Annotated in this window: 23 protein-coding genes; all 23 read left to right on the top strand. The window is 69.8% G+C overall.

The genetic code is table 11. The annotated features are described in order from the left end of the window. Positions 1-2 precede the first annotated feature (2 nt). The 23 genes from FSY98_RS00715 (at position 3) to FSY98_RS00595 (ending at position 19425) form a co-directional block, all read left to right on the top strand. Positions 3-809, top strand: coding sequence for a CPBP family intramembrane glutamic endopeptidase (locus FSY98_RS00715; RefSeq protein WP_186307505.1), 807 nt, complete (start codon positions 3-5; stop codon positions 807-809). Between the two features lie 142 nt (positions 810-951). Then, the gene (locus FSY98_RS00710) at positions 952-2073 is read left to right on the top strand and encodes a VanZ family protein (RefSeq protein WP_186307504.1); all 1122 of its coding nucleotides are present in this window, start codon (positions 952-954) and stop codon (positions 2071-2073) included. A gap of 122 nt (positions 2074-2195) precedes the next feature. Then, positions 2196-3068, top strand: a complete 873-nt coding sequence (locus FSY98_RS00705; RefSeq protein WP_144872756.1) for a sigma-70 family RNA polymerase sigma factor — start codon at positions 2196-2198, stop codon at positions 3066-3068. Positions 3069-3186: 118 nt separating this feature from the next. Continuing rightward, positions 3187-4014, top strand: coding sequence for a flagellin (locus FSY98_RS00700; RefSeq protein ID WP_144872753.1), 828 nt, complete (start codon positions 3187-3189; stop codon positions 4012-4014). Positions 4015-4156: 142 nt separating this feature from the next. After that, positions 4157-5524, top strand: a complete 1368-nt coding sequence (gene fliD, locus FSY98_RS00695; RefSeq protein ID WP_144872750.1) for a flagellar filament capping protein FliD — start codon at positions 4157-4159, stop codon at positions 5522-5524. A gap of 35 nt (positions 5525-5559) precedes the next feature. Further along, positions 5560-5973, top strand: a complete 414-nt coding sequence (gene fliS / locus FSY98_RS00690) for a flagellar export chaperone FliS (RefSeq protein ID WP_144872747.1) — start codon at positions 5560-5562, stop codon at positions 5971-5973. 5 nt (positions 5974-5978) lie between these two features. Beyond that, positions 5979-6257 carry a hypothetical protein gene (locus tag FSY98_RS00685; RefSeq protein ID WP_144872744.1) on the top strand — a complete coding sequence of 93 codons (279 nt, stop codon included), beginning with the start codon at positions 5979-5981 and terminating at the stop codon, positions 6255-6257. A 106-nt stretch (positions 6258-6363) separates the two neighbouring features. Continuing rightward, on the top strand, positions 6364-6711 hold the full coding sequence (locus FSY98_RS00680) for a flagellar basal body protein (RefSeq protein ID WP_144872741.1): 348 nt from the start codon (positions 6364-6366) through the stop codon (positions 6709-6711). Beyond that, positions 6708-7100, top strand: coding sequence for a flagellar basal body rod protein FlgC (flgC, locus tag FSY98_RS00675; RefSeq protein WP_144872738.1), 393 nt, complete (start codon positions 6708-6710; stop codon positions 7098-7100). Before FSY98_RS00680 ends, flgC begins: the two co-directional genes overlap by 4 nt. Continuing rightward, positions 7100-7420, top strand: coding sequence for a flagellar hook-basal body complex protein FliE (fliE, locus tag FSY98_RS00670; RefSeq protein WP_144872735.1), 321 nt, complete (start codon positions 7100-7102; stop codon positions 7418-7420). The genes flgC and fliE overlap by 1 nt, the downstream gene beginning before the upstream one ends. Position 7421: 1 nt before the next feature. Continuing rightward, positions 7422-9065 carry a flagellar basal-body MS-ring/collar protein FliF gene (gene fliF / locus FSY98_RS00665; protein ID WP_144872732.1) on the top strand — a complete coding sequence of 548 codons (1644 nt, stop codon included), beginning with the start codon at positions 7422-7424 and terminating at the stop codon, positions 9063-9065. Continuing rightward, entirely contained in the window at positions 9062-10141 is a 1080-nt protein-coding gene (gene fliG / locus FSY98_RS00660; RefSeq protein ID WP_260857192.1) for a flagellar motor switch protein FliG, read from the top strand. The genes fliF and fliG overlap by 4 nt, the downstream gene beginning before the upstream one ends. 112 nt (positions 10142-10253) lie before the next feature. After that, positions 10254-10892, top strand: a complete 639-nt coding sequence (locus FSY98_RS00655; protein WP_144872729.1) for a FliH/SctL family protein — start codon at positions 10254-10256, stop codon at positions 10890-10892. After that, the gene (locus FSY98_RS00650; protein ID WP_144872726.1) at positions 10889-12223 is read left to right on the top strand and encodes a FliI/YscN family ATPase; all 1335 of its coding nucleotides are present in this window, start codon (positions 10889-10891) and stop codon (positions 12221-12223) included. Before FSY98_RS00655 ends, FSY98_RS00650 begins: the two co-directional genes overlap by 4 nt. After that, positions 12220-12645 (top strand): flagellar FliJ family protein, encoded by a 426-nt coding sequence (locus FSY98_RS00645; protein WP_186307503.1) that lies wholly within the window; start codon positions 12220-12222, stop codon positions 12643-12645. The genes FSY98_RS00650 and FSY98_RS00645 overlap by 4 nt, the downstream gene beginning before the upstream one ends. Continuing rightward, the gene (locus FSY98_RS16575) at positions 12642-14186 is read left to right on the top strand and encodes a hypothetical protein (RefSeq protein ID WP_186307502.1); all 1545 of its coding nucleotides are present in this window, start codon (positions 12642-12644) and stop codon (positions 14184-14186) included. The genes FSY98_RS00645 and FSY98_RS16575 overlap by 4 nt, the downstream gene beginning before the upstream one ends. A 9-nt stretch (positions 14187-14195) precedes the next feature. After that, positions 14196-14669 carry a flagellar hook capping FlgD N-terminal domain-containing protein gene (locus FSY98_RS00625; RefSeq protein ID WP_144872710.1) on the top strand — a complete coding sequence of 158 codons (474 nt, stop codon included), beginning with the start codon at positions 14196-14198 and terminating at the stop codon, positions 14667-14669. A 29-nt stretch (positions 14670-14698) separates the two neighbouring features. Next, positions 14699-15865, top strand: coding sequence for a flagellar hook protein FlgE (locus FSY98_RS00620; RefSeq protein ID WP_144872707.1), 1167 nt, complete (start codon positions 14699-14701; stop codon positions 15863-15865). A gap of 144 nt (positions 15866-16009) precedes the next feature. After that, positions 16010-16237, top strand: coding sequence for a flagellar FlbD family protein (locus tag FSY98_RS00615; RefSeq protein WP_144872704.1), 228 nt, complete (start codon positions 16010-16012; stop codon positions 16235-16237). Between the two features lie 2 nt (positions 16238-16239). After that, complete coding sequence (locus tag FSY98_RS00610) at positions 16240-17034, top strand: motility protein A (RefSeq protein ID WP_144872701.1); 795 nt, start codon at positions 16240-16242, stop codon at positions 17032-17034. After that, positions 17031-17855 carry a flagellar motor protein MotB gene (locus tag FSY98_RS00605; RefSeq protein ID WP_144872697.1) on the top strand — a complete coding sequence of 275 codons (825 nt, stop codon included), beginning with the start codon at positions 17031-17033 and terminating at the stop codon, positions 17853-17855. The genes FSY98_RS00610 and FSY98_RS00605 overlap by 4 nt, the downstream gene beginning before the upstream one ends. Continuing rightward, positions 17852-18769, top strand: coding sequence for a flagellar motor switch protein FliM (locus FSY98_RS00600; RefSeq protein WP_144872694.1), 918 nt, complete (start codon positions 17852-17854; stop codon positions 18767-18769). The genes FSY98_RS00605 and FSY98_RS00600 overlap by 4 nt, the downstream gene beginning before the upstream one ends. Next, on the top strand, positions 18769-19425 hold the full coding sequence (locus tag FSY98_RS00595; RefSeq protein ID WP_144872691.1) for a FliM/FliN family flagellar motor switch protein: 657 nt from the start codon (positions 18769-18771) through the stop codon (positions 19423-19425). The genes FSY98_RS00600 and FSY98_RS00595 overlap by 1 nt, the downstream gene beginning before the upstream one ends.

Here is a 19425-nt window from a genome sequence, read left to right as displayed (position 1 = left end):
CCATGGCAACGTCTCAGACCGCACCGGCGGCCCCCCGATCGCTGCGCGTCACCCCGCGCGTGTGGATCGGACTCGCGATCTACATCGGATACGTGATCCTCGTGTTCGTCGTCCAGCGTGCCAGCGGAGTGCCCTACACCGACTTCGGCAGAAGCGGCGCCGACCTCTTCTTCGGTGCCGGCCTCTCGCTGATCATCGGCGCGGTCCTCCTCGCGATCACCGCGAGCATCCTCGGCTGGTGGCACCCGGCACTCTTCGACCGCCACCGCGCCAAGCACCGCTGGCCGATCATCGCGCCCGCGATCATGGTCGTCGCGCTCATCCTGAACCTCGCAGGCACCGACTGGGCAGCCTACGACGGAGCACTCTTCGCCGCCTCCATCGTGCTTCTCCTCGTCGGCTTCACCGAAGAGATGACCAACAGGGGACTGCTCCTGGTGGGCCTTCGCAGTCGGCTCTCCGAAGGGTGGGTGTGGTTTCTCACCTCCGCCCTGTTCGCCCTGATGCACTTCTCCAACGCGCTCTCCGGGCAAGACCTCCTCTCGACAACCGGGCAGGTTGGTCTGGCCTTCTGTGCGGGCACGATCTTCTACGTGCTCCGCCGCGTCACCGGCTCACTGATCTGGGCCATGATCCTGCACGGCTTCTGGGACTTCGCCACCTTCGCTGCGGGGTACGGAACCCCCGGTGTTCTCTCCGGCTTGTCTGGCTTCGTCTACATCGCCGCGATCATCGTGGCGTTCATCTCCCTGCCCTTCGTCATCAGAGGCTCAGATGAACGCATCTACTCCCCAAGGAGCGTCGTCTGATCGTGTCAACCGAACGGCGTGTTGAACTCGTCAAAAACTTCGAGCGGCCCTCACAGCGGCCCCCAGGGCGATAAAGCGGCAATCTGGGTGGGCTCTTGCAACGTATGCGACGAGCCCGCACCCCGCACCTAGGATGAGGCGAATGACGGGGTGGACGTGGCAGGCGTGGTTCGGGCTCATCGGCGGCGGCCTCATCTTCGCGGCGGTGCTCGTCCCCATCCTGCTCGTCCAGGTGCGCCGCTACGGCGCCCTTTCGTTCCCTCGGTTGCTCGGGGCGGCAGCGGTGAGCGTCTACGCGGTCGCCCTCGTGGCGTACACGCTCCTTCCGATCCCGGAGGTCCGTGCCAATTGCGGCGCGGGCGGCGGCGGGCTGGAGCTCGTGCCAGGGCACTCGATCGGTGACATCCTGCGCGAGACGGAGGGGATGTCGCTGCTGCGCACACTCACCAGCCGGGCGACCCTGCAGGTGGTGCTCAACGTCGCGCTCTTCGTGCCCTTCGGCGTCATCGCGCGTCGGTATTGGCACCGTGGCCCTGCGGTGTCGATCCTGCTCGGCGCGCTGCTCTCGCTGGCGATCGAGACGACGCAGCTCACCGGTGTGTGGGGACTCTTCGAGTGCGCCTATCGCGTCGCCGACGTCGACGACCTGATCGCCAACACCGCCGGCGCGGCGATCGGCGTGCTGATCGCGCCCGTCGTGCTGGCCTGGATGCCGAGTGCGAAGAACCTTCGCGCCGAGCGCAGAACGCCGCGACGGGTCACCGTCTGGCGCCGCTGGTTCGGGATGATCCTCGACGCGGTCGCGGTGCAGATCGCCATCACCGTCGTCTCGCTCGTCGTGCTCGTGCCGAAGCTCGTCGTCTCCGGCGGCACAGGACCAGGCGTTCCGGAGAATCTGACCGAGCTGTCCGTGATCGGCGTCGGTGCCGTGATCCTCGTCGTCGTGCTGCCGGCCGTCGTGTCGACGGGCGCGTCGATCGGACAGCGCCTCGTCTGGCTCGCCCCCGAGTGGCCAGACGGTCGTCGTCCGCTCGGGCGCCGCCTGGCCAGAGCGGGTGTCGTCGGTGTGCCGTACACCCTGGCGACGACGCTGGGTCAGCTGCCGGAGCCGGTGTCCGATGCGGCCCAGACCGTCTCGGGCGTCGTCGCCATCGTCAGTGCGGTCGTCGTCGCGATCGCGGTCGTCTCCGTACCGTTCAGTCGAGGTCGACGAGGTCTGTCGCTCGTGCTCGCCGGAGGCGAGCTGCGCGACTCGCGCGCCTGAGAGATACCTCCGCGCGATCCCGCTGGCCGAGCGGAAAGTTCGGCATAGCAACTTTTTCCTCGAACCCGTTTACTTCGTGCTATTTTCACTCATAAACCAGTCGATATAGCTACGGAGTCGCATTGCTGAGCAAATCCGCTGTTCCTGCTGATTCCGTCTTCCGGCCGCAGACGCACCCGACTCCTGAGCAGCTCGCCAGGGAGAACATGCCTCTGGCGACGTTCCTCGCCGTGGAGAAGGCGAGGTCGGCGGTGCACGTCGACCTCGACGACCTCCTCTCGGCCGCTCGCCTCGGGCTCGCCAGAGCGGCGATGACGTACGAGCCGGAGCGCGGCATCCCCTTCGGGGCATTCGCCAGCAGCCAGATCAACTGGGCGATGCTGTCGGAGATGCGACGGGCCGACCCTGCCGGGGAGCGCGGCCGCGACAAGATCGACCGCGTCCGCCTCGCGGCCGAAGCCGTGCTCGCCCGCACCGGTCGGCCGGCCAACGTCGCGCAGCTCGCGAAGGAGTCCGGCCTCGACGCCGACGCCGTCGTCGAGATGATGCAGCTCGACGAGATGGTCCGAGGGGCGACGAGCTTCGAGGAGCACTTCGACGCGGCATCCGGACGCCAGGCCGCCGACCTCTCGGACAGCCTCATCCTCCCCGAGCACGCTGTCGAGCAGACCGAGATGCGCACCATGATCGCGCGGGTGGTCGACGCGCTGCCGTCCGCCATGCAGCAGGTCATCCGGGGCATCTACCTCGACGACCGTATGGTCAAGGACATCGCCGAGGAGCTGGCGGTCAGCCACGCATACGTCTCCAAGCTGCGCACCCGGGGTCTGGCCCTCATGCGCGAGGCGATGGAGGCGTGGGAGGACGGATCGACGGGAGACCGCTCCACCAAGGCCAAGGCCGAGTTCTTCGAGGCGCTGTTCGGCGCGGCCCGCCCCGACTTGCGCGGCGCTCCCGACCTCCGCCGCGCTCCGGAACTCGCGACGGCCGTCTGACAGACGCGCGGGAAATTCCTCCGGCGCCGCGGTTACGCGGTCAGAGCATGTCGCGAATGTGGACTGTGCAGGGCCACGGACGGACCTGCATCCGACCCCACAACCACGGAGGAACAACATGGGTCTTCAGATCGCAACCAACGTCGGCGCACTCAACGCGTACCGCAACCTGTCGCTCAACCAGAACGACGTGTCGAAGTCGCTCGAGAAGCTCTCGAGCGGTCTGCGCATCAACCGTGCTGCCGACGACGCCGCCGGTCTCGCCATCTCCGAGGGCCTGCGCTCGCAGGTCAACGGCCTGAATGTCGCGGCCCGCAACGCCCAGGACGGCATCTCGGTCATCCAGACCGCAGAAGGCGCCCTGACCGAGGTGCACTCCATCCTGCAGCGTGTCCGCGACCTCGCGGTGCAGGCCGGTAACGACTCGAACAACACCGAGTCGCGCACCGCCATCAAGACCGAGATCACCGCCCTCGGCGACGAGCTCACCCGTGTCGCCGCCAGCACGAACTTCAACGGCATCAAGCTGCTCGACGGCTCGAACGCCAGCCTGACGTTCCAGGTCGGCGCCGGCTCCGAGGCCACCGAGGACCAGATCGCCGTCACGCTGACGAACTTCACGGACCTGGGTGCCGACATCGCGGCCCTCGATGTCGACACCGCGGCGAACGCCCTCACCGCGATCAGCACCATCGACACGGAGATCACCAACGTCTCGACGGCTCGTGCCGGCCTCGGTGCCGTGCAGAACCGCTTCGAGTCGACGATCAACTCGCTGCAGGTCTCGGCCGAGAACCTCGCCGCCGCGAAGAGCCGCATCGCCGACACCGACATGGCTGCCGAGATGGTCAAGTACACGGCGTCGAACATCCTGCAGCAGGCCGGCACCGCCATGCTCGCGCAGGCGAACCAGTCGGGCCAGGGCGTCCTGCAGCTGCTCCGCTGAGTCGCGGCGCTTCTGGCGCACGCACTGATCGAGCAGGCTCGTCGCACAGCGTGCTCCGATCGCGTACGGGGCGCTCGGGCGGACTTCCCTCCGCTCGGGCGCCCTTCTCCGATCCGCACTCCGCGCACGAAAGGCACAGACGATGAAGCTGGACGGTTTGGTCTCCGGTCTCAAGACGGGCGAGCTGATCGACGCTCTCATGAACGTCGCGGCGATCCCGAAGACGCAGATCACCGCGAAGATCACCGACCGCAACGCGATCATCACGAACCTGCAGTCGCTCAACAAATCGCTGCAGGACCTGATGGCCAAGGCGAAGACCGCCGCATCGCCGAGTTCGCTCGCCGCCTTCACCGCGACGTCTTCGAACGACAGCGTCACCGTCACCGCCGGCCCCGGAGCCAGCGCGTTCTCGACCGGCGTCGTCGTGGACGCGGTCGCCACGTCGCATTCGATCGTCACCGCCGCTGCCGGGACGTCTGGATGGGGCGGGACGTTCACGCTCGTCGGCGCCGACGGAGAGAAGACCGAGATCACGCCAGTCGGCACTGGCCCGCAGGATCTGGCGAAAGCTATCAACGCGGCGAATGCCGGGGTATCGGCGACCGTGGTCCCCGCGGGAGTCGATGCCGACGGCAAGGCCCTCTCGCGCATCCAGCTCACGTCCACGGAGACGGGGGAGACCGCTCGGTTCGCGCTGCACCGCGGGTCGGCGGCCGACGTCGACGCCGGCACGTCGACAGACCTGTCTACCGAGCCCGGCGCGGCCGTGATCAGCGAGGGCAGCGACGCCCGCATCCGCCTCTTCGCCGGTACGACAGCCGAGCAGACGCTGACCAGTGCCAGCAACACCATCAGCGTCGGCGAGGACATCTCCGTCACGGTGTCGAAGGCGAGCGACGAACCCGTGACCGTCTCCGTCGCCCTCGACGCGAAGGCGCAGACGACCACGGCATCCGCCTTCATCAAAGAGGTGGCCGCACTCCTCACCCGCATCGACAACGGGTCGAAGGCCACGGTCGGCAAGATCGGAGAGACGACGACCCTCGGCGTCTTCACCGGAGACAGCACGGTGCGGACCCTGCGCACGGCGCTCGCGAGCGCGGTGCAGAGGCCCGTCGACGGTGTCTCGCCCTCGACCATCGGCATCTCGATCGACGAGAAAGGCGTCCTGGCCTTCGACGCCGAGAAGTTCGCGAAGGCGCTGGCAGACGACCCGCAGGCGACGCAGAAGGTCTTCTCGGCCGTCGGCTCTCGTCTCGAAGGAGTCACCGACCAGTACTCCGACAAGTACGACGGCCTGCTCACGCAGCGCGTCACGGGACAGGAGACCGAGGTCAAGACGCTCAAGACGCAGGTCGAGCGGTGGGACATCCGGCTCGAGCAGCGCCGAGCGACGCTCGAGCGCACCTACGCCCAGCTCGAGGTGCAGCTGTCGAAGATGCAGTCGCAGTCGTCCTGGCTCGAGTCCCAGCTCGCCGGACTCGTCCCGAAAACCTCCTCCTCCTGACCGACACGGTCACCGCACATCTGGAGATCCTCACAATGCCTCTCACCTCCCTCGACCGCGCGAAGCAGCAGTATCTCGAACAGCAGGTCGCCTCCGCCTCGCCCGAACGGCTGCTCGTGCTGCTGTACGACCGGCTCCTCGTCGACATCGACCGAGCCGCCGCGGCGCAGGACGCGGCGGACATGGTCGCTGCCGGCACCCACCTGACCCACGCGCAGTGGATCGTGTCCGAGCTCGGTGAGACGCTCACCGATGCGTGGGACGGCTCGGCGCAGCTCAGGGCCCTGTACACCTACCTGACCGGTCGGCTCATCGCGGCCAACCTCTCCCACGACGCCGCTGCCACCGCGGAGTGCCGCGACATCGTCGCGCCGCTCCGAGACGCATGGCGTGAGGCGGCAGAGGCGCTCACTACCGCACCGGCGATGAGCGCGTCCGCGCTCGCCTGAGCACCATGAGCGACAGCCTCGGCGCCTGGCTCGCCGTGCTCGATCGGTTCGAGCGGGCGCTCGACGCGGCCGACGGGGAGCTCGACGACGCCTCCTTCGACGCCCCCGCAGGGCCCGTGCCCGAGGAACTCCGCGAGCGCGCCGAAGCAGTGCTGGCAAGGCAGAAGCTCATGATCGACGGCCTCGCCGTGTCGCGGGCGAACGTCGCGCGAGAGCTCGCCGCGCTGCGTCGCGTGCCCACGACATCCGGCGACGCCCCCGCCTACCTCGACGTGCGGGGCTGAGTCGGTTACGGCGCGGCCCACCTGTCGCGATAGTGGGCATCGAGCACGGATAGCTCGACGATTGGCCAGGGATCGGCTTCTCCCCACGAACGTCCGGAGTACCACCGTGCTCGAATCCGTCACCTCCTCCGCGCTCATCAGCGCGCTCGACGGGCTGGCGCTGCGACAGCGCTCGATCGCCGAGAACATCGCGAACGTCAACACCCCCGGCTACCAGGCGAAGCGGGTCAGCTTCGAGGACGAACTCCGCTCGGCCGTCGAGAGCGGCAGCGGGACCGTCTCGCCGACCGTGCAGCGCTCACTCGAGCCCACGCGACTCAACGGCAACAACGTCAACCTCGACACCGAGACGCTGTCGAACATCGACACCGTGCTGCGGTTCCAGTTCGCCAGCCAGGCGATCGGCGGTCAGGCCGCATCGATCTCGAAGGCCATCGGGCAGGCGTCCGCATGACCTTCGACGCGATCGGCATCGCCGGCACCGGACTGACCGCGCACCGCAAGTGGCTCGACGCGGTCAGCGACAACATCGCCAACGCGAACACCGCCACGCCCGCGGGGCAGGAGGCGTTCCGAGAGCGGCTCGTGACCGTGCAGGCCGGAACCGACAGCCCCGGCGTCTACGTGTCGGGGGTCGTGGAGTCGGAGGCCGCGCCGAAGCTCGTCTACGAGCCCGAGCACCCCTATGCGAATGAGGACGGCTACGTGCAGTACCCGAACGTCGACCTCGGCGACCAGATGAGCATGCTCATCATCGCCCAGCGCGGCTACGAGGCGAACGCGGCGGTCGTCGACCGCGCCAAGTCGACGTACGAGGCAGCACTGCAGATCGGACGCAACTGATGAGCAGCCCGATCGCCCCCCTCTCCGCGGCCGGTGTGAGCCCGCTGGGGGCGCTGAGCTTCGAGCCCACAGCCCCCGAGGCCGCCGCCTCGACCTCGGCCGGTACCTTCGCGACCTCGCTCGGCAGCGCCGTCGAGAACCTGCAGCAGCTGCAATCGACGTCCAACGAGCTCGCGGTGCAGGCCGTGACCGGCGATCTGCAGGACATCCACCAGGCGATGATCGCGTCGTCTCGCGCATCCGTGACCCTCGACCTCGTCGTCGCCGTGCGCGACCGCAGCGTCGCCGCGTTCAACGACATCATGAGGATGCAGGCCTGAGATGCCGAACGCACTGACCGCGTACTACGGCCGCGCCAAGCAGGTCGTCGGCGGATTCACCGTCGCACAGCGCACGATCGCCGTGATCGGCGTCGCACTGCTCGTGATGGGCGCCGTGGCGCTCGGAGCGTGGCTCACCAAGCCCCAGATGAGCCCCCTGTTCACCGGGCTGAGCGCCGGGGACGCCTCGGCCGTCGTCGAACAGCTCAAGTCCGCCGGCGTGAACTACGAGCTCGCCGAGGGCGGGGCCACGATCCTCGTGCCCGACGACCAGGTGTACCCGCAGCGACTGGCCGCGGCATCGGCGGGCCTGCCCGGCGATACGAGCGAGGGATACACGCTGCTCGACAAGATGGGCGTCACTGCGAGCGAGTTCCAGCAGTCGGTGACCTACAAGCGCGCCATCGAGGGCGAGCTCGCGGGCACGATCGGTGCGATGGACGGCATCTCGACGGCATCCGTGCAGCTCGCGATCCCCGAGGAGAGCGTATTCGTCTCGGAGAAGCAGAACCCGACGGCGTCGGTGTTCGTGAAGACGCGGAACGGCTCGACGCTGAGCGACGAGAAGATCGAGGCGATCGTGCACCTCACGAGCGCCGCCGTGCCGGGCATGACGCCCGAGGATGTTGCGGTCACAGATCAGAACGGCCGCGTCCTCTCGGCCGTCGGGGCCGGCCTCACCGGCAACTCGTCGAAGCAGGCCACCGAGCACGAGGCCAAGGTCGCGGCGTCGGTGAGCCGGATGCTGGAGACCATCGTCGGTCCGGGCAACGCCACGGTGACCGTGTCGGCTGATGTGGCCAACTCGACCTCGGAGCGGATGGACGAGACGTACTCCGCCCCTGACGGCGATCTGAGCCCCTCCGAGCAGTCGAGGACCGAGACCTATACCGGCGGGGGGCCCGGCGGGAACGCCGGCGTCCTCGGACCGGACAACATCGCCGTGCCGAACAACGCGAACGGCGACGGCGCGTACGAGTTCGAGGAGACATCGCGCAGCAACGCGGTGAACAAGACGACCGAGAAGACCGTCACGCCCGCGGGCGAGGTGACGAGGCAGACGGTGAGCATCGCGGTGAACCGCGGTGAGGTGACCGGGGTGAGTGCGGCGCAGATCGAATCGCTCGTGGCATCCGCCGCCGGCATCGACGTCGAGCGCGGCGATGAGATCGCCGTCGAGTTCGTCGCGTTCGCGACCTCCGGGGCGACGGCGGCGCAGACCGCCCTCGCGGCAGCGGAGGAGGAGCGGGCCGCGCAGTTCCAGCAGGAGCTGCTGCGTTCGGCCATCATCGGCGGCGCGATCCTGCTCGCCGTCGTCATCCTCGTCGTCTTCCTCGCTGTGCGACGCAAGATGAAGCGTCGCGTGATGTACACCGACGACGGGCCGATCGAGTACTTCGCCACCGTGACGGAGGACGAAGAGCAGAAGCTGCGTTCGCTGCGCGACCTCAAGGACTCCGACGCCATCCCGCTGCCCGCGCCGACGAAGCTGCTGCCCTCGGCCGTCGTCGACCTGGACGACGAGCCCGAACCCGACAAGGTGCTCGTCGAGCGGCGTCGCCGAGAGATCGACGATCTCGCGCGGCGTGAGCCGGAGTCCATCGCCGGAGCACTGGCCGATCTCATGGACGAGGCGAAGGTATGACGCTGCTGACCGAGGTGCTCGATGCCCAGGCCGACACCGTCGAGATGTCGACGGCGGACGCCGCGGCCGCACCGGTGCCCGAGATGTCGGGGCTGCGCAAGGCGGCGATCGTGCTGATGAACATGGATCGCGCGGCGAGCGCCGAGGTGCTGCGCCACCTGGGCGAAGAGCGCTCGGAGCTGCTCGCTGCCGAGCTGACGCAGCTCGGCGGGGTCGACGTCGCCGCGACGGCGAGAGCGCTCGGCGACTTCCGCCGCATCGCGAACGGCGGATCGGTGCCGTCTCGAGGCGGTCAGGAGCTGGCCACGGGCCTGCTGGAGACCGCGTTCGGGCGGGAGAAGGCCGTCGGCATGGTCGGACGCGTGATGTCGCAGGGCACCGTGTCGTTCGACTTCCTGAACGCCGCCGACCCGGCGCAGCTCGCGACGGTGCTGGAGGGCGAGCTGCCCACCACGGTCGCCGTGGTGCTGGCGAACCTCAAGGCGGACCGCGCCGCAGCGGTCCTCGCCGCCCTGCAGGACCCGCTGCGGACCGATGTCGCGCAGGCGATCGCGACGATGGGGACGGCGACGCAGGAGGCGATCTCGATCGTCGCCGACTCGCTGCGGTCGCGCACCGGAGTGTTCGCGATGCGAGACAACCATGAGTCCATCGGCGGGGTGCAGCCGCTCGTCGAGATCATCAACCGGTCCGACCAGGCCCTGGAGAAGTCGCTGCTCGCGAGCCTGGAGGGGCGCGACCTCGCCCTTGCCGAAGACATCCGCAGCCGGATGGTGACGTTCGCCGACATCGCCCGGCTCGAGGATCGCGACGCGCAGCGCGTTCTCCGCGGTCTCGACCTCCGTGTGCTCGCCCTCGCCCTCAAGGGCGCCGACGAGGCGATCGTCGAGAAGGTCAGCACCAACATGACCGACCGCAACAAGGAGAACCTCGCCGAGGAGACCCGCGTGCTCGGGCCGGTGCGCATGCGCCAGGTCGACGAAGCCAGAGCCGAGATCGTGCGGGTGATCCGCGAGCTCGAGGCGGCCGAGGAGATCACGATCTCGCGCGAGGACGAGGATGAGCTCATCGAGTGAGGCCGGAGTGGTTACCGCCGGCCACGGACGTCGCGATAGTCGGCAGGGAGCACGGACTGCTCGACCTTCGGACCATGGACTGGCCCCCTCTTCGACTTCCGAGGTGCGCACCGTGCTCGATTCCGCCTTCACGCCGCTCGCGGTGCCGCGGGTCGGCGAGACGCCGATCGACATCCGCGCTGAGGCCGATCGTGCACGCACCCGCGGATACGCGGAGGGCTTCGCCGAAGGGCGCCGTATCGCCCTCGAGCAGGCACACGTCGAGCAGGAGCAGCACGCCGTCCGCATGGACGCGCTGCAGCAGGATCTCGCGCAGCGTGCGCGGTCGGCGCTGGATGCCGTGCGCGACGCGCAGTCCGCTCTCGACCGACGCATCGACGAGGTGGCCTCTCTCGACGCATCGCGCATCGAAGAACTGGCCCTCGAACTCGCAACCGCGGTGGTCGGCGTCGAGCTCTCCGACCCGGGGCGCTCTGCCGCGCACGCGCTTCGGCGTGCGCTCGACGAGGTGCCGCGGACGAGGTGGACCCGGGTGACCTTCAGCGACAGAGACCTGGCGGCGCTGCGTGACATCGATGCGCTCGCGACCATGACCGACGTCGAGGTCGTGTCGTCGCCCGCAGTCGACAACGGGGGAGTGATCGTCGACGTCGGCGACGGCAGCGTCGACGCGCGCATCGCCCCCGCGTTCGCCCGCGGTCGGGCCGCCCTGCGCGGAGTCGACGACGACGCGCCGGAGGTGACACGGTGACGGTCCTCACCGCGACGCCCTCCTGGCGTCGTGCGCTCGACGCGGCGCGGCCGGAACGGTCCGGCACCGTCAAGTCCGTCGTCGGTCTGGGCGTCGAGGTGCTCGGCATCGAGGCGGCAGTCGGAGACCGCGTCCGCATCGACGCAGTCGACGGCAGCGCGGTGGATGCCGAGATCGTCGCCGTCGACGGGAACGCCTCGCGCTGCATGCCCCTCGGTCGTCTGGACGGCATCACCGCGAGGGCCCGCGTGCGGCATGCGGGCGCACCGTTGCAGGTGCCGACAGGGCCGGCGCTGCTCGGACGGGTGCTGGACGGCCTCGGTCGTCCGATCGACGGGAAGGGCCCCCTCGACGCCCGCGCCCCGCGCGTCTCGCTCGAGAACTCCCCGCCGAGCATCCTCGACCGTCAGCGGATCGACCGCCAGCTGGGTCTCGGGGTCAGGGTGCTCGACACGATGACGCCGGTCGGCACCGGTCAGCGTCTCGGACTCTTCGCCGGATCCGGCGTCGGCAAGTCCTCGTTGATGTCGATGATCGCCCGAGGGTCGAGCGCCGACGTGAACGTGATCGCGTTGGTCGGAGAGCGTGGCCGCGAGGTGCGGGAGTTCATCGAGGACGACCTCGGGCACGACGGTCTCGCCCGGTCGGTGGTCGTCGTCGCGACCTCTGATCAGCCGGCGATGGCGCGTCTGCGGTCGGCGTTCGTCGCCACACGCATCGCCGAGCAGTTCCGCGACGACGGGCTCGACGTCGTGCTCATGATGGACTCGCTCACTCGCGTCGCGATGGCGCAGCGCGAGATCGGGCTCAGCGCGGGCGAGCCCCCTGCGACTCGCGGCTATCCGCCGTCGACGTTCTCGGTGCTCGCGCGTCTTCTCGAGCGTGCGGGGGCCGGCACCACCGGATCGATTACGGGTCTGTACACGGTCCTCGTCGACGGTGACGACCACAACGAGCCGATCGCGGACGCCGCCCGGGGCATCCTCGACGGCCATGTCGTGCTCGACCGCTCGCTCGCCGTGCGCGGGCACTTCCCCGCCGTCGACGTGCTCGGCTCGGTGTCGCGGGTGGTCTCGAAGATCACTTCGCCCGGGCAGCGCGACGACGCGGTGGCTCTGCGCGCTGTCCTGGCCGCACGGCGCTCGGCGAACGATCTCATCGACATCGGCGCCTACCGGCCGGGTGCGAATCCGCTGGTCGACGCCGCGCTCACCAACGAGGCTGCGATCGGCGCGTTCCTCATGCAGAGCATCGACGAGCTCAGCACAGCCGACGATTCATGGCAGCGACTGGCCGCCCTCACCGACGCGTTCGGAGGACTGATCCCATGACCTTCACCCTCTCGGGTCTGCTGCGCGTGCGAGGCGCTCAGGAGCGCCTCGCCGCCGAAGAGCTGTCGCGCGCGAGCAGCGAGCGGCGCCGGGCGGAGGCCGCGGCGCACGCCGGTGCCCTGAGCCTGTCGGAGATCAGCAGCCGGATCGACGACGCGTCGACGCTGATGGCCATGGCGGCGGCGCGGGCAGCGGGACGCAGCGCCCTGGGCGACCTCCAGACGCTGGTGGAGCTGACCCGCGAGGCGGAGGGGGCGGCGAAGACCGCTCACGTCGAGGCACGGCGCGAGCTCAAGGGCCTCGAGCGTCTGGAGACCGCGCACCGGGCTGAAGCGCGCCGCGAGGAGATCGCCACCGAGCAGGCGGCGCTCGACGAGATCGCGACGGTGCGTGGGCGCAGGTCGCAGGGGAGCGCCGCATGAGCGCCGTCGTGTTCGCGGGCGCTCTGCCCGCGGCATCTTCCCACGCAGAGTCAGTCGAGCGGCCGTCCGCGGAATCGGGATCGCTGTTCGGTGAGGCGCTCGTCGCGGCCGGCGAGACGTTCTCTCAGACACCGCAGTCCGCCGGACTCGTCGACGAGCCGGAAGGCGCAGCACCGTCGGCTTCCGACGCGACGGCCGGGGGAGCGGAGACGACGCAGGAGAGCGGGATCGTGGCGGCGACCCTCGCGCTGCTCCTTGCGCTGCCCGCTGTCGACGGTCGTGCGGACGCCCGGGGAGGAATCGCTGCGCAGGATGCCGTCGACGACGGCGTGCCCGCCGACGTCTCCGGACCCGACATGCGCGGTGCGGCCGACCAGCCGGGTGTCACATCGCCGACCGTGTCCGTCGAGCCTGCCCCGGGCCCCTCGTCCGTCGACGGCGGGGCCGCGGCGATCGCGCTCGTCGCAGACCCGCTCTCTGCGGCGGGGGGTGCGGACGAGTCGGACCTCGCCGTGTCCGTAGCGCCGGATGCAGTGAGCGCGCAGCCGTCCGGTGCCGGGTACACCTCCGTTGCATCCGCCACAGGCGCACGCGCCACCGCCGTCGCCGCATCCGCCGCCGGTTCCGGTGCCGAGGCCCGTGCCGGTGCCCATGCCGGGGCCCGTGCCGATGCCCATGCCGATGTTCATGCGAGCGGCGATGTCGAGGTGCCGTCTCGTCCGTCGGCGACCCCGAACCAGTCGGCCGCGGTCGCCGGGGAACGGGCGCCCGACGCGGGTCCGGCGCCCGTCGTCCTCGCCCGTCCCGCCGCAGCGGCAGCGGCGGCGGCAGCGCCTCGGGCGTCGGAGGGTCCGGCGACGATACCGGGTGCCGGCCCCGACCGCGCGGCGCCGGTGGACGGCGCGCCGGCCGTCGCTCGCACATCGGCCGGCGAGCGGACGGCCACCGCGCCGGCATCCGTCTCGCCGACGATCGCCCCCGCACCGCCGGTGCCTGCGGCGACGTCGATCGCTGTGGTCGCAGCGTCGGAGCCCACCGCGTCGGCTGGACCGATCACCCGCGCCGTCGCCGCTCAGGTGTCGCCCGTGGTCGTGAGCATCGCGCAACGCCCCACCGGCACCCATCAGCTCACCATGACCGTGAACCCCGACTCGCTCGGCCCGGTCACCGTGCGGGCGCACATCGGTCAGTCGGGCGACGTGCGGGTCGAGCTCATCGGGGCGACGGATGCCGGGCGCGACGCGTTGCGCGCCATCGTCACCGATCTGCGACGCGACCTCGCCGCGGCCATGCCGCACGCCTCGCTGAGCATCGCCCAGGGCTCCGCCGCCGACGCCGGCGCGGACAGGGGATCTCAGCCGTTCGGCGCCGGGGCGAACGGCGACTCCGCCGGTGGCCGCGATGCCGCGCCGGACGCGTCAGCGCAGGCGGCGCACGGCGACCCGCGTGCCGCAGCCGCCCGGTCCGCTGCCGCGTCTGCGTCCGGCACCGCATCGATCGACCATGACCCGGCCGCCTACGGCCTCGACATCCTGGCCTGAGAGGACGCCATGACCACCCCCATCACCGCAGCGCCGTCCATCGACGCGACGAGCTCGATCCACACCGGCGCGACCACCGACCCCGCAGCCCGCAAGCAGGTCATGGACGGCGAGGTCTTCCTGAAACTGTTGGTCACCCAGCTCACGCACCAGGATCCGTCGAACCCGATGGACACCAACGAGATGATCTCCCAGACGACTCAACTGGCCATGATGGAGAAGCTCACCGCCCTCGCCGACAACGGCACCGAGGCCTTCGCACTGAACATGCGCCAGGCGGCCACCGCGCTCATCGGCCAGGAAGCCGGCTACAAGGATGCCGACGGCAAGGCCGTCACCGGCATCGTCACCAAGGTGTCCTTCGACGGGCCGGTGCCCCAGGTCACCATCGGCGACAAGACCATCGCACTCGACGCGCTCACCGGCGTCGCCTCCACGACCACTCCGACCACACCGACCACACCGGCCGCTCCGGCTGCCTGACCCCGTCTCACACAGGAAGAGAGAACACCATGCTTCGCTCGCTCTACTCCGGCATCTCCGGGCTCCGCTCGCACCAGACGATGCTCGACGTCACCGGCAACAACATCGCCAACGTCAACACCGCAGGCTTCAAGGGCTCGTCGGTGCTGTTCCAGGATTCGCTCTCGCAGCTCGTCGGCAACCCCGGCATCCCCGACGACCAGGTCGGCGGACGCAACCCCGCCCAGGTCGGACTCGGCGTGCAGGTCGCCGGCGTGCGCACGAACTTCGCGCAGGGCTCGGCGCAGGCGACCGGGCGCGGGGGAGACCTCATGATCGCGGGCGACGGGTTCTTCGCCGTGCGCGCGGGCGGCGAGACCCTGTACACCAGGGCCGGCGGTTTCTCGTTCGATGCCACGGGCAAGATGGTCACCGCAGACGGCTCGGTGGTGCAGGGGTGGGCCGGGCAGAACGGCGTCGTCAACACCGGCGCCGCAGCCGGAGACATCGTGCTGCCGCTCGACGCCGTCGCCCCCGCGCGCCCGACCACCGAGGCGACCGTCGCAGGCAACCTCCCGTCGACGGCCGCGGTCGGCGACGAGCTGATCCGCGACGTCACGGTGTACAACGCACAGGGCACGCCCTCGACCCTCAGCCTGACCTTCACCCGCACGGCGGCCGGGTGGGATGTCGCGGAGCCGGTCAGTGGCGCCTCAGGCTCACTCGCCTTCGACAACGGCACGCAGACCGGTGGCGGGCTCCGGCTCGTCGCAGACACGGTGACGGTCGACCTCAGCACGGTGACCGGCTATGCGACCCTGTCGACGGTCGCCGTCACGGAGCAGAACGGCGCCGCGGCCGGCACGCTGAAGTCGTACAGCATCACCGGCGATGGATCGATCGTCGGCACGTTCAGCAACGGGGCGACGCAGACGCTCGCGAAGGTCGCGATGGCCGCGTTCGACAACCCGGAGGGACTCGAGAAGGCGGGGAACTCCGCCTACCGCGCCTCGGTGAACTCGGGCGCCGTGCGCATGGGTGAACCAGGGCAGGCCGGGTTCGGGAACCTGCAGTCGGGGTTCCTCGAGATGAGCAATGTCGACCTGTCGCAGGAGTTCACGAACCTCATCGTCGCCCAGCGCGGCTTCCAGGCGAATGCCCGCATCATCACCACGAGCGACGAGGTGCTGCAGGAACTCACCCAGCTCAAGCGCTGACCCTCCCTCCCGCAGAAGAAGCTCAAGCGCTGACCCTCCCTCCCGCAGAAGAAGAGGGGGGAGCGGTTGCGGCTGGTTACCCGGCGCGGGCCTCGTCGCGATAGTCGGAACAGACTCGCTCCCTCCCACGTCCGGAGACCCCGCATGATCACCGTCACCCGCCTCGACCACACGAGGTTCGCGGTCAACCCCGATCTCGTGGAGCGGATCCAGGAATCACCGGATACGACTCTGCACATGGTCGACGGACACGTCTACGTGATCTCGGAGAGCATGGATGCCGTCATCGACCTCATCGTGACCTACCGGGCGCGGGTGCTCGGCGCCGCGCAGGCGATGACGGCACGTCCGACCGGACAGGGCGAGGTCTGATCGTGGATCCCGCATTCCTCATCGGCGTCGTCCTCGCGTTCGGCGCCCTCGTCGCGATGATCACGATGGAGGGCGCGAGCTTCCAGGCGCTGCTCATCCCCGCCCCGATGATCCTCGTGCTCGGCTCGACCATCGGTGTCGGCATCGCGAGCCACACGCTGCGCGACACGAAGCTCGCCGCCGCGAGCCTCGGTCGCATGGTGCGCGGTCCGCGGATGACGCCGGAGGCGGTGATCCCGTTCCTCGTCGGCTATGCCGAGAAAGCGCGAGGCGAAGGGCTCCTCGCCCTGGAGCAGGAACTCGACGGCGCCCCCGACGACTTCACCCGGCAGGCACTGCAGGCTCTCGCCGACGGGACCGACGCGGAAGACCTCCGGCAGGTCATGGACGACGAGATCGAAGCGGCCTCCTCGCGCACTCGCATCGCCGCGCGGTTCTTCGCCTCGCTGGGCGGCTACGCTCCGACGATCGGCATCGTCGGCACGGTCGTCTCGCTCACGCACGTGCTCGAGAAGCTCGACGAGCCCGACCACCTCGGCCCCATGATCGCTGCGGCATTCGTGGCGACGCTGTGGGGTCTGCTCTCGGCCAACTTCATCTGGAACCCGATCGCGGGACGCCTGAACCGCATCGGCGCGGTCGAGCTCGAGCGCATGACGCTCGTCGCCGAAGGCATGCTCGCGATCCAGGCCGGCAGCGCGCCGCACCTGCTGCGCGAACGCCTCGAGGCGATGTCGACGGTGCGCCCGAAGGAGAAGAAGTCGAAGGCGTCCGACGCGCGGGGAGAGGACGCGTGAGCACTGCCCGTCGCGCACGCGGTCGCGGACATGCGGACGATTCGCACGACGAGCCCGACGAGCGCTGGGCCGTGTCGTACGCCGACATGGTCACCGTGCTCATGTGCCTCTTCATCGTGCTGTTCGCGATGTCGAACGTCGACGCGACGAAGTTCGAGATGCTCGCCAACAGTCTCGCGACCGGATTCGGCCAGGAGGAGAGCACGGAGGGCGCCGCCGACATCGCCGAGGGGGTCGTCGTGCCCCCTGAGCTGCGCGACGACGACGGCGTGATCGATCTGCAGGCACGGGCGACCGCGGAGTACGAGTCGCTGGAAGAGATCCGCGCCCGGATGGATCAGGCGCTCACGGCGCAGGGTCTGCAGAACACCGTGTCGTTCGTGATCGATGAGCGCGGCCTGCGCGTCGGGCTCGTCGGCGCCGAGACGTTCTTCAGTGACAACAGCACGACTCTCTCGGGCAAGGCGGATGCCGTGCTCGACTCGATCGGAGACGTCCTCACCTCGGTCGACAACCAGGTCTCCATCGAGGGCCACGCCGACCATCGCGTCTCGGCATACCCCTTCGCGACCAACTGGGAGCTGTCGGGGGGCCGCGCGACGCAGGTCGCGCGGTTCCTCGTCGAACACGAAGGCATCGCGGGCGCGAGGGTGAAGGCCACCGCGTTCTCCGACACGAGGCCGATCGCGCAGGGCGATGCGCCGGAGGCGCTGGCGAGCAACCGCCGTGTCGACATCGTCGTGGAGTCCTCCGAAGAGGATCAGGTGCGCGCCCTCATCCCCGCTCTCGCGTCCGCCGCCGGAGAGGATCGACCCCGATGACCATCACCGCCGAGGAGCCCCTCATGCCCGCAGCCGTGCTCGACGATCCCGCGACCCGGTACCCCGCGTACGACTTCAGTCGCCCCACCCAGCTCGACCGCGAGAGCACGCGGCACCTGGAGGCGGCCTTCGAGTCCTTCGCGCGGCTGTGGTCGTCGCAGCTCACCGCGAAGGTGAGGGTCAGGGCCCACCTGGCTCTCGAACGCGTCGAACTCATCTCGTACGAGGAGTACGCCGAGACGCTGCCCGGCACGACGGCCATGGTCGCCGGCACGCTTCCCGGCCGCGACGAGCCCTGCGTGGTGCAGTTCGGCCTCGACAGCGCACTGCTGTGGGTGGTGCAGATGATGGGCGGGCGCAGCACCTCGCTCCCCGCCGGCCGCACTTTCACCCCGATCGAGCTCGCGCTCGTACGGCACCTGATGGAGGGCACGTTCGAGCACCTGCACGCGAGCCTCGACGGGCTGCTACCCGGCGAACCCCGCTTCTCGGCCGTGCACTACAACCCGCAGTACATGCAGGTGATCTCCGGCACCGCGGCGGTGATCGTCGCGCGGTACTCGATGCGCCTCGGTGACGTCGAGACCTCCGCGACGGTCATGCTCCCGGCCTCCGCCGTGGTCGACCGCCTCGCGGCATCCGGCTCCGACGCCGCGACGGCGCACACCGCCGCGCACTCGCTGGAGCAGGTCCGCAGCGCGCCGCTCGAGGTCACGCTGCGACTCGCGCCGATCACCATCGGTGCGGGGGAGGTGCTCGACCTCGCGCCCGGCGACCTGCTGCGGCTGCCGCACCCCGAGACCCGCCCCTACGAGCTCGTGGCCGATCGGACGACGATCGGCTTCGCCACCCCCGGCAGCCGTGGTTCCCGACTGACCTGCCTGATCACCAGCACCCCTGAGGAGAACCACTGATGAGCACCTTCCACGAGACCGCCGTCGCTGCGGCGATTGCCGGCAGGCTGCCGTTCGCCTTCCCCGTCATCCCGGCGCCCTCCACCGATCCGGGAGCAGTCGGAGACGCCGTCGCTGTGACCTTCACGGGCACGCCGGGAGCCCGCATCGCGATTCAGGTGGTGGATCCGTCGCAGCTCGAAGACGGGTCGGCGGGCGCCCCGCTCGCGGACCGGCTGCATCCGATCCTCGAGGCGGCCGTGGTCGTGCTCGGTGCCGGCGCCCTGGGCGACGGCGAGGTCGTACCTGCCGCCTCTGTCTTCACCGACGCGGGAACGCAGGTGTTCGACCTGGTCGACGCCGGCGGTGCGGTCGTCGCCCGCACCGCGGTGCGCATCGACGGGTCCGCGCCGGCCGGGCAGACCGGCCCGCAGCGGCTCAGCCGGATCGCGGGGGTCGAGATGGAGCTCGTCGTCGAGATCGGGCGGACGCGGATGCCGGTGCGCGACGTGCTGTCGCTCGAACCAGGGCGCGTCGTCGAGCTGGACCGCGCGGCGGGCTCTCCGGCCGACATCAAGCTCAACGGTCGCCTGATCGGCCACGGTACGGTCGTCGTCGCCGAGGGCGACTTCGCGATCCGCGTGGAGCGGATCCTCGACGGCGCCGAGGTCGTGTAG

Origin of the sequence: Microbacterium sp. 1.5R (genome assembly GCF_007667425.1) — a bacterium.
Taxonomy (GTDB): Bacteria; Actinomycetota; Actinomycetes; order Actinomycetales; family Microbacteriaceae; genus Microbacterium.
The sequence above is the reverse complement of the archived record's forward strand: the minus strand, read 5'-3'. Positions and strand labels throughout refer to the sequence as shown.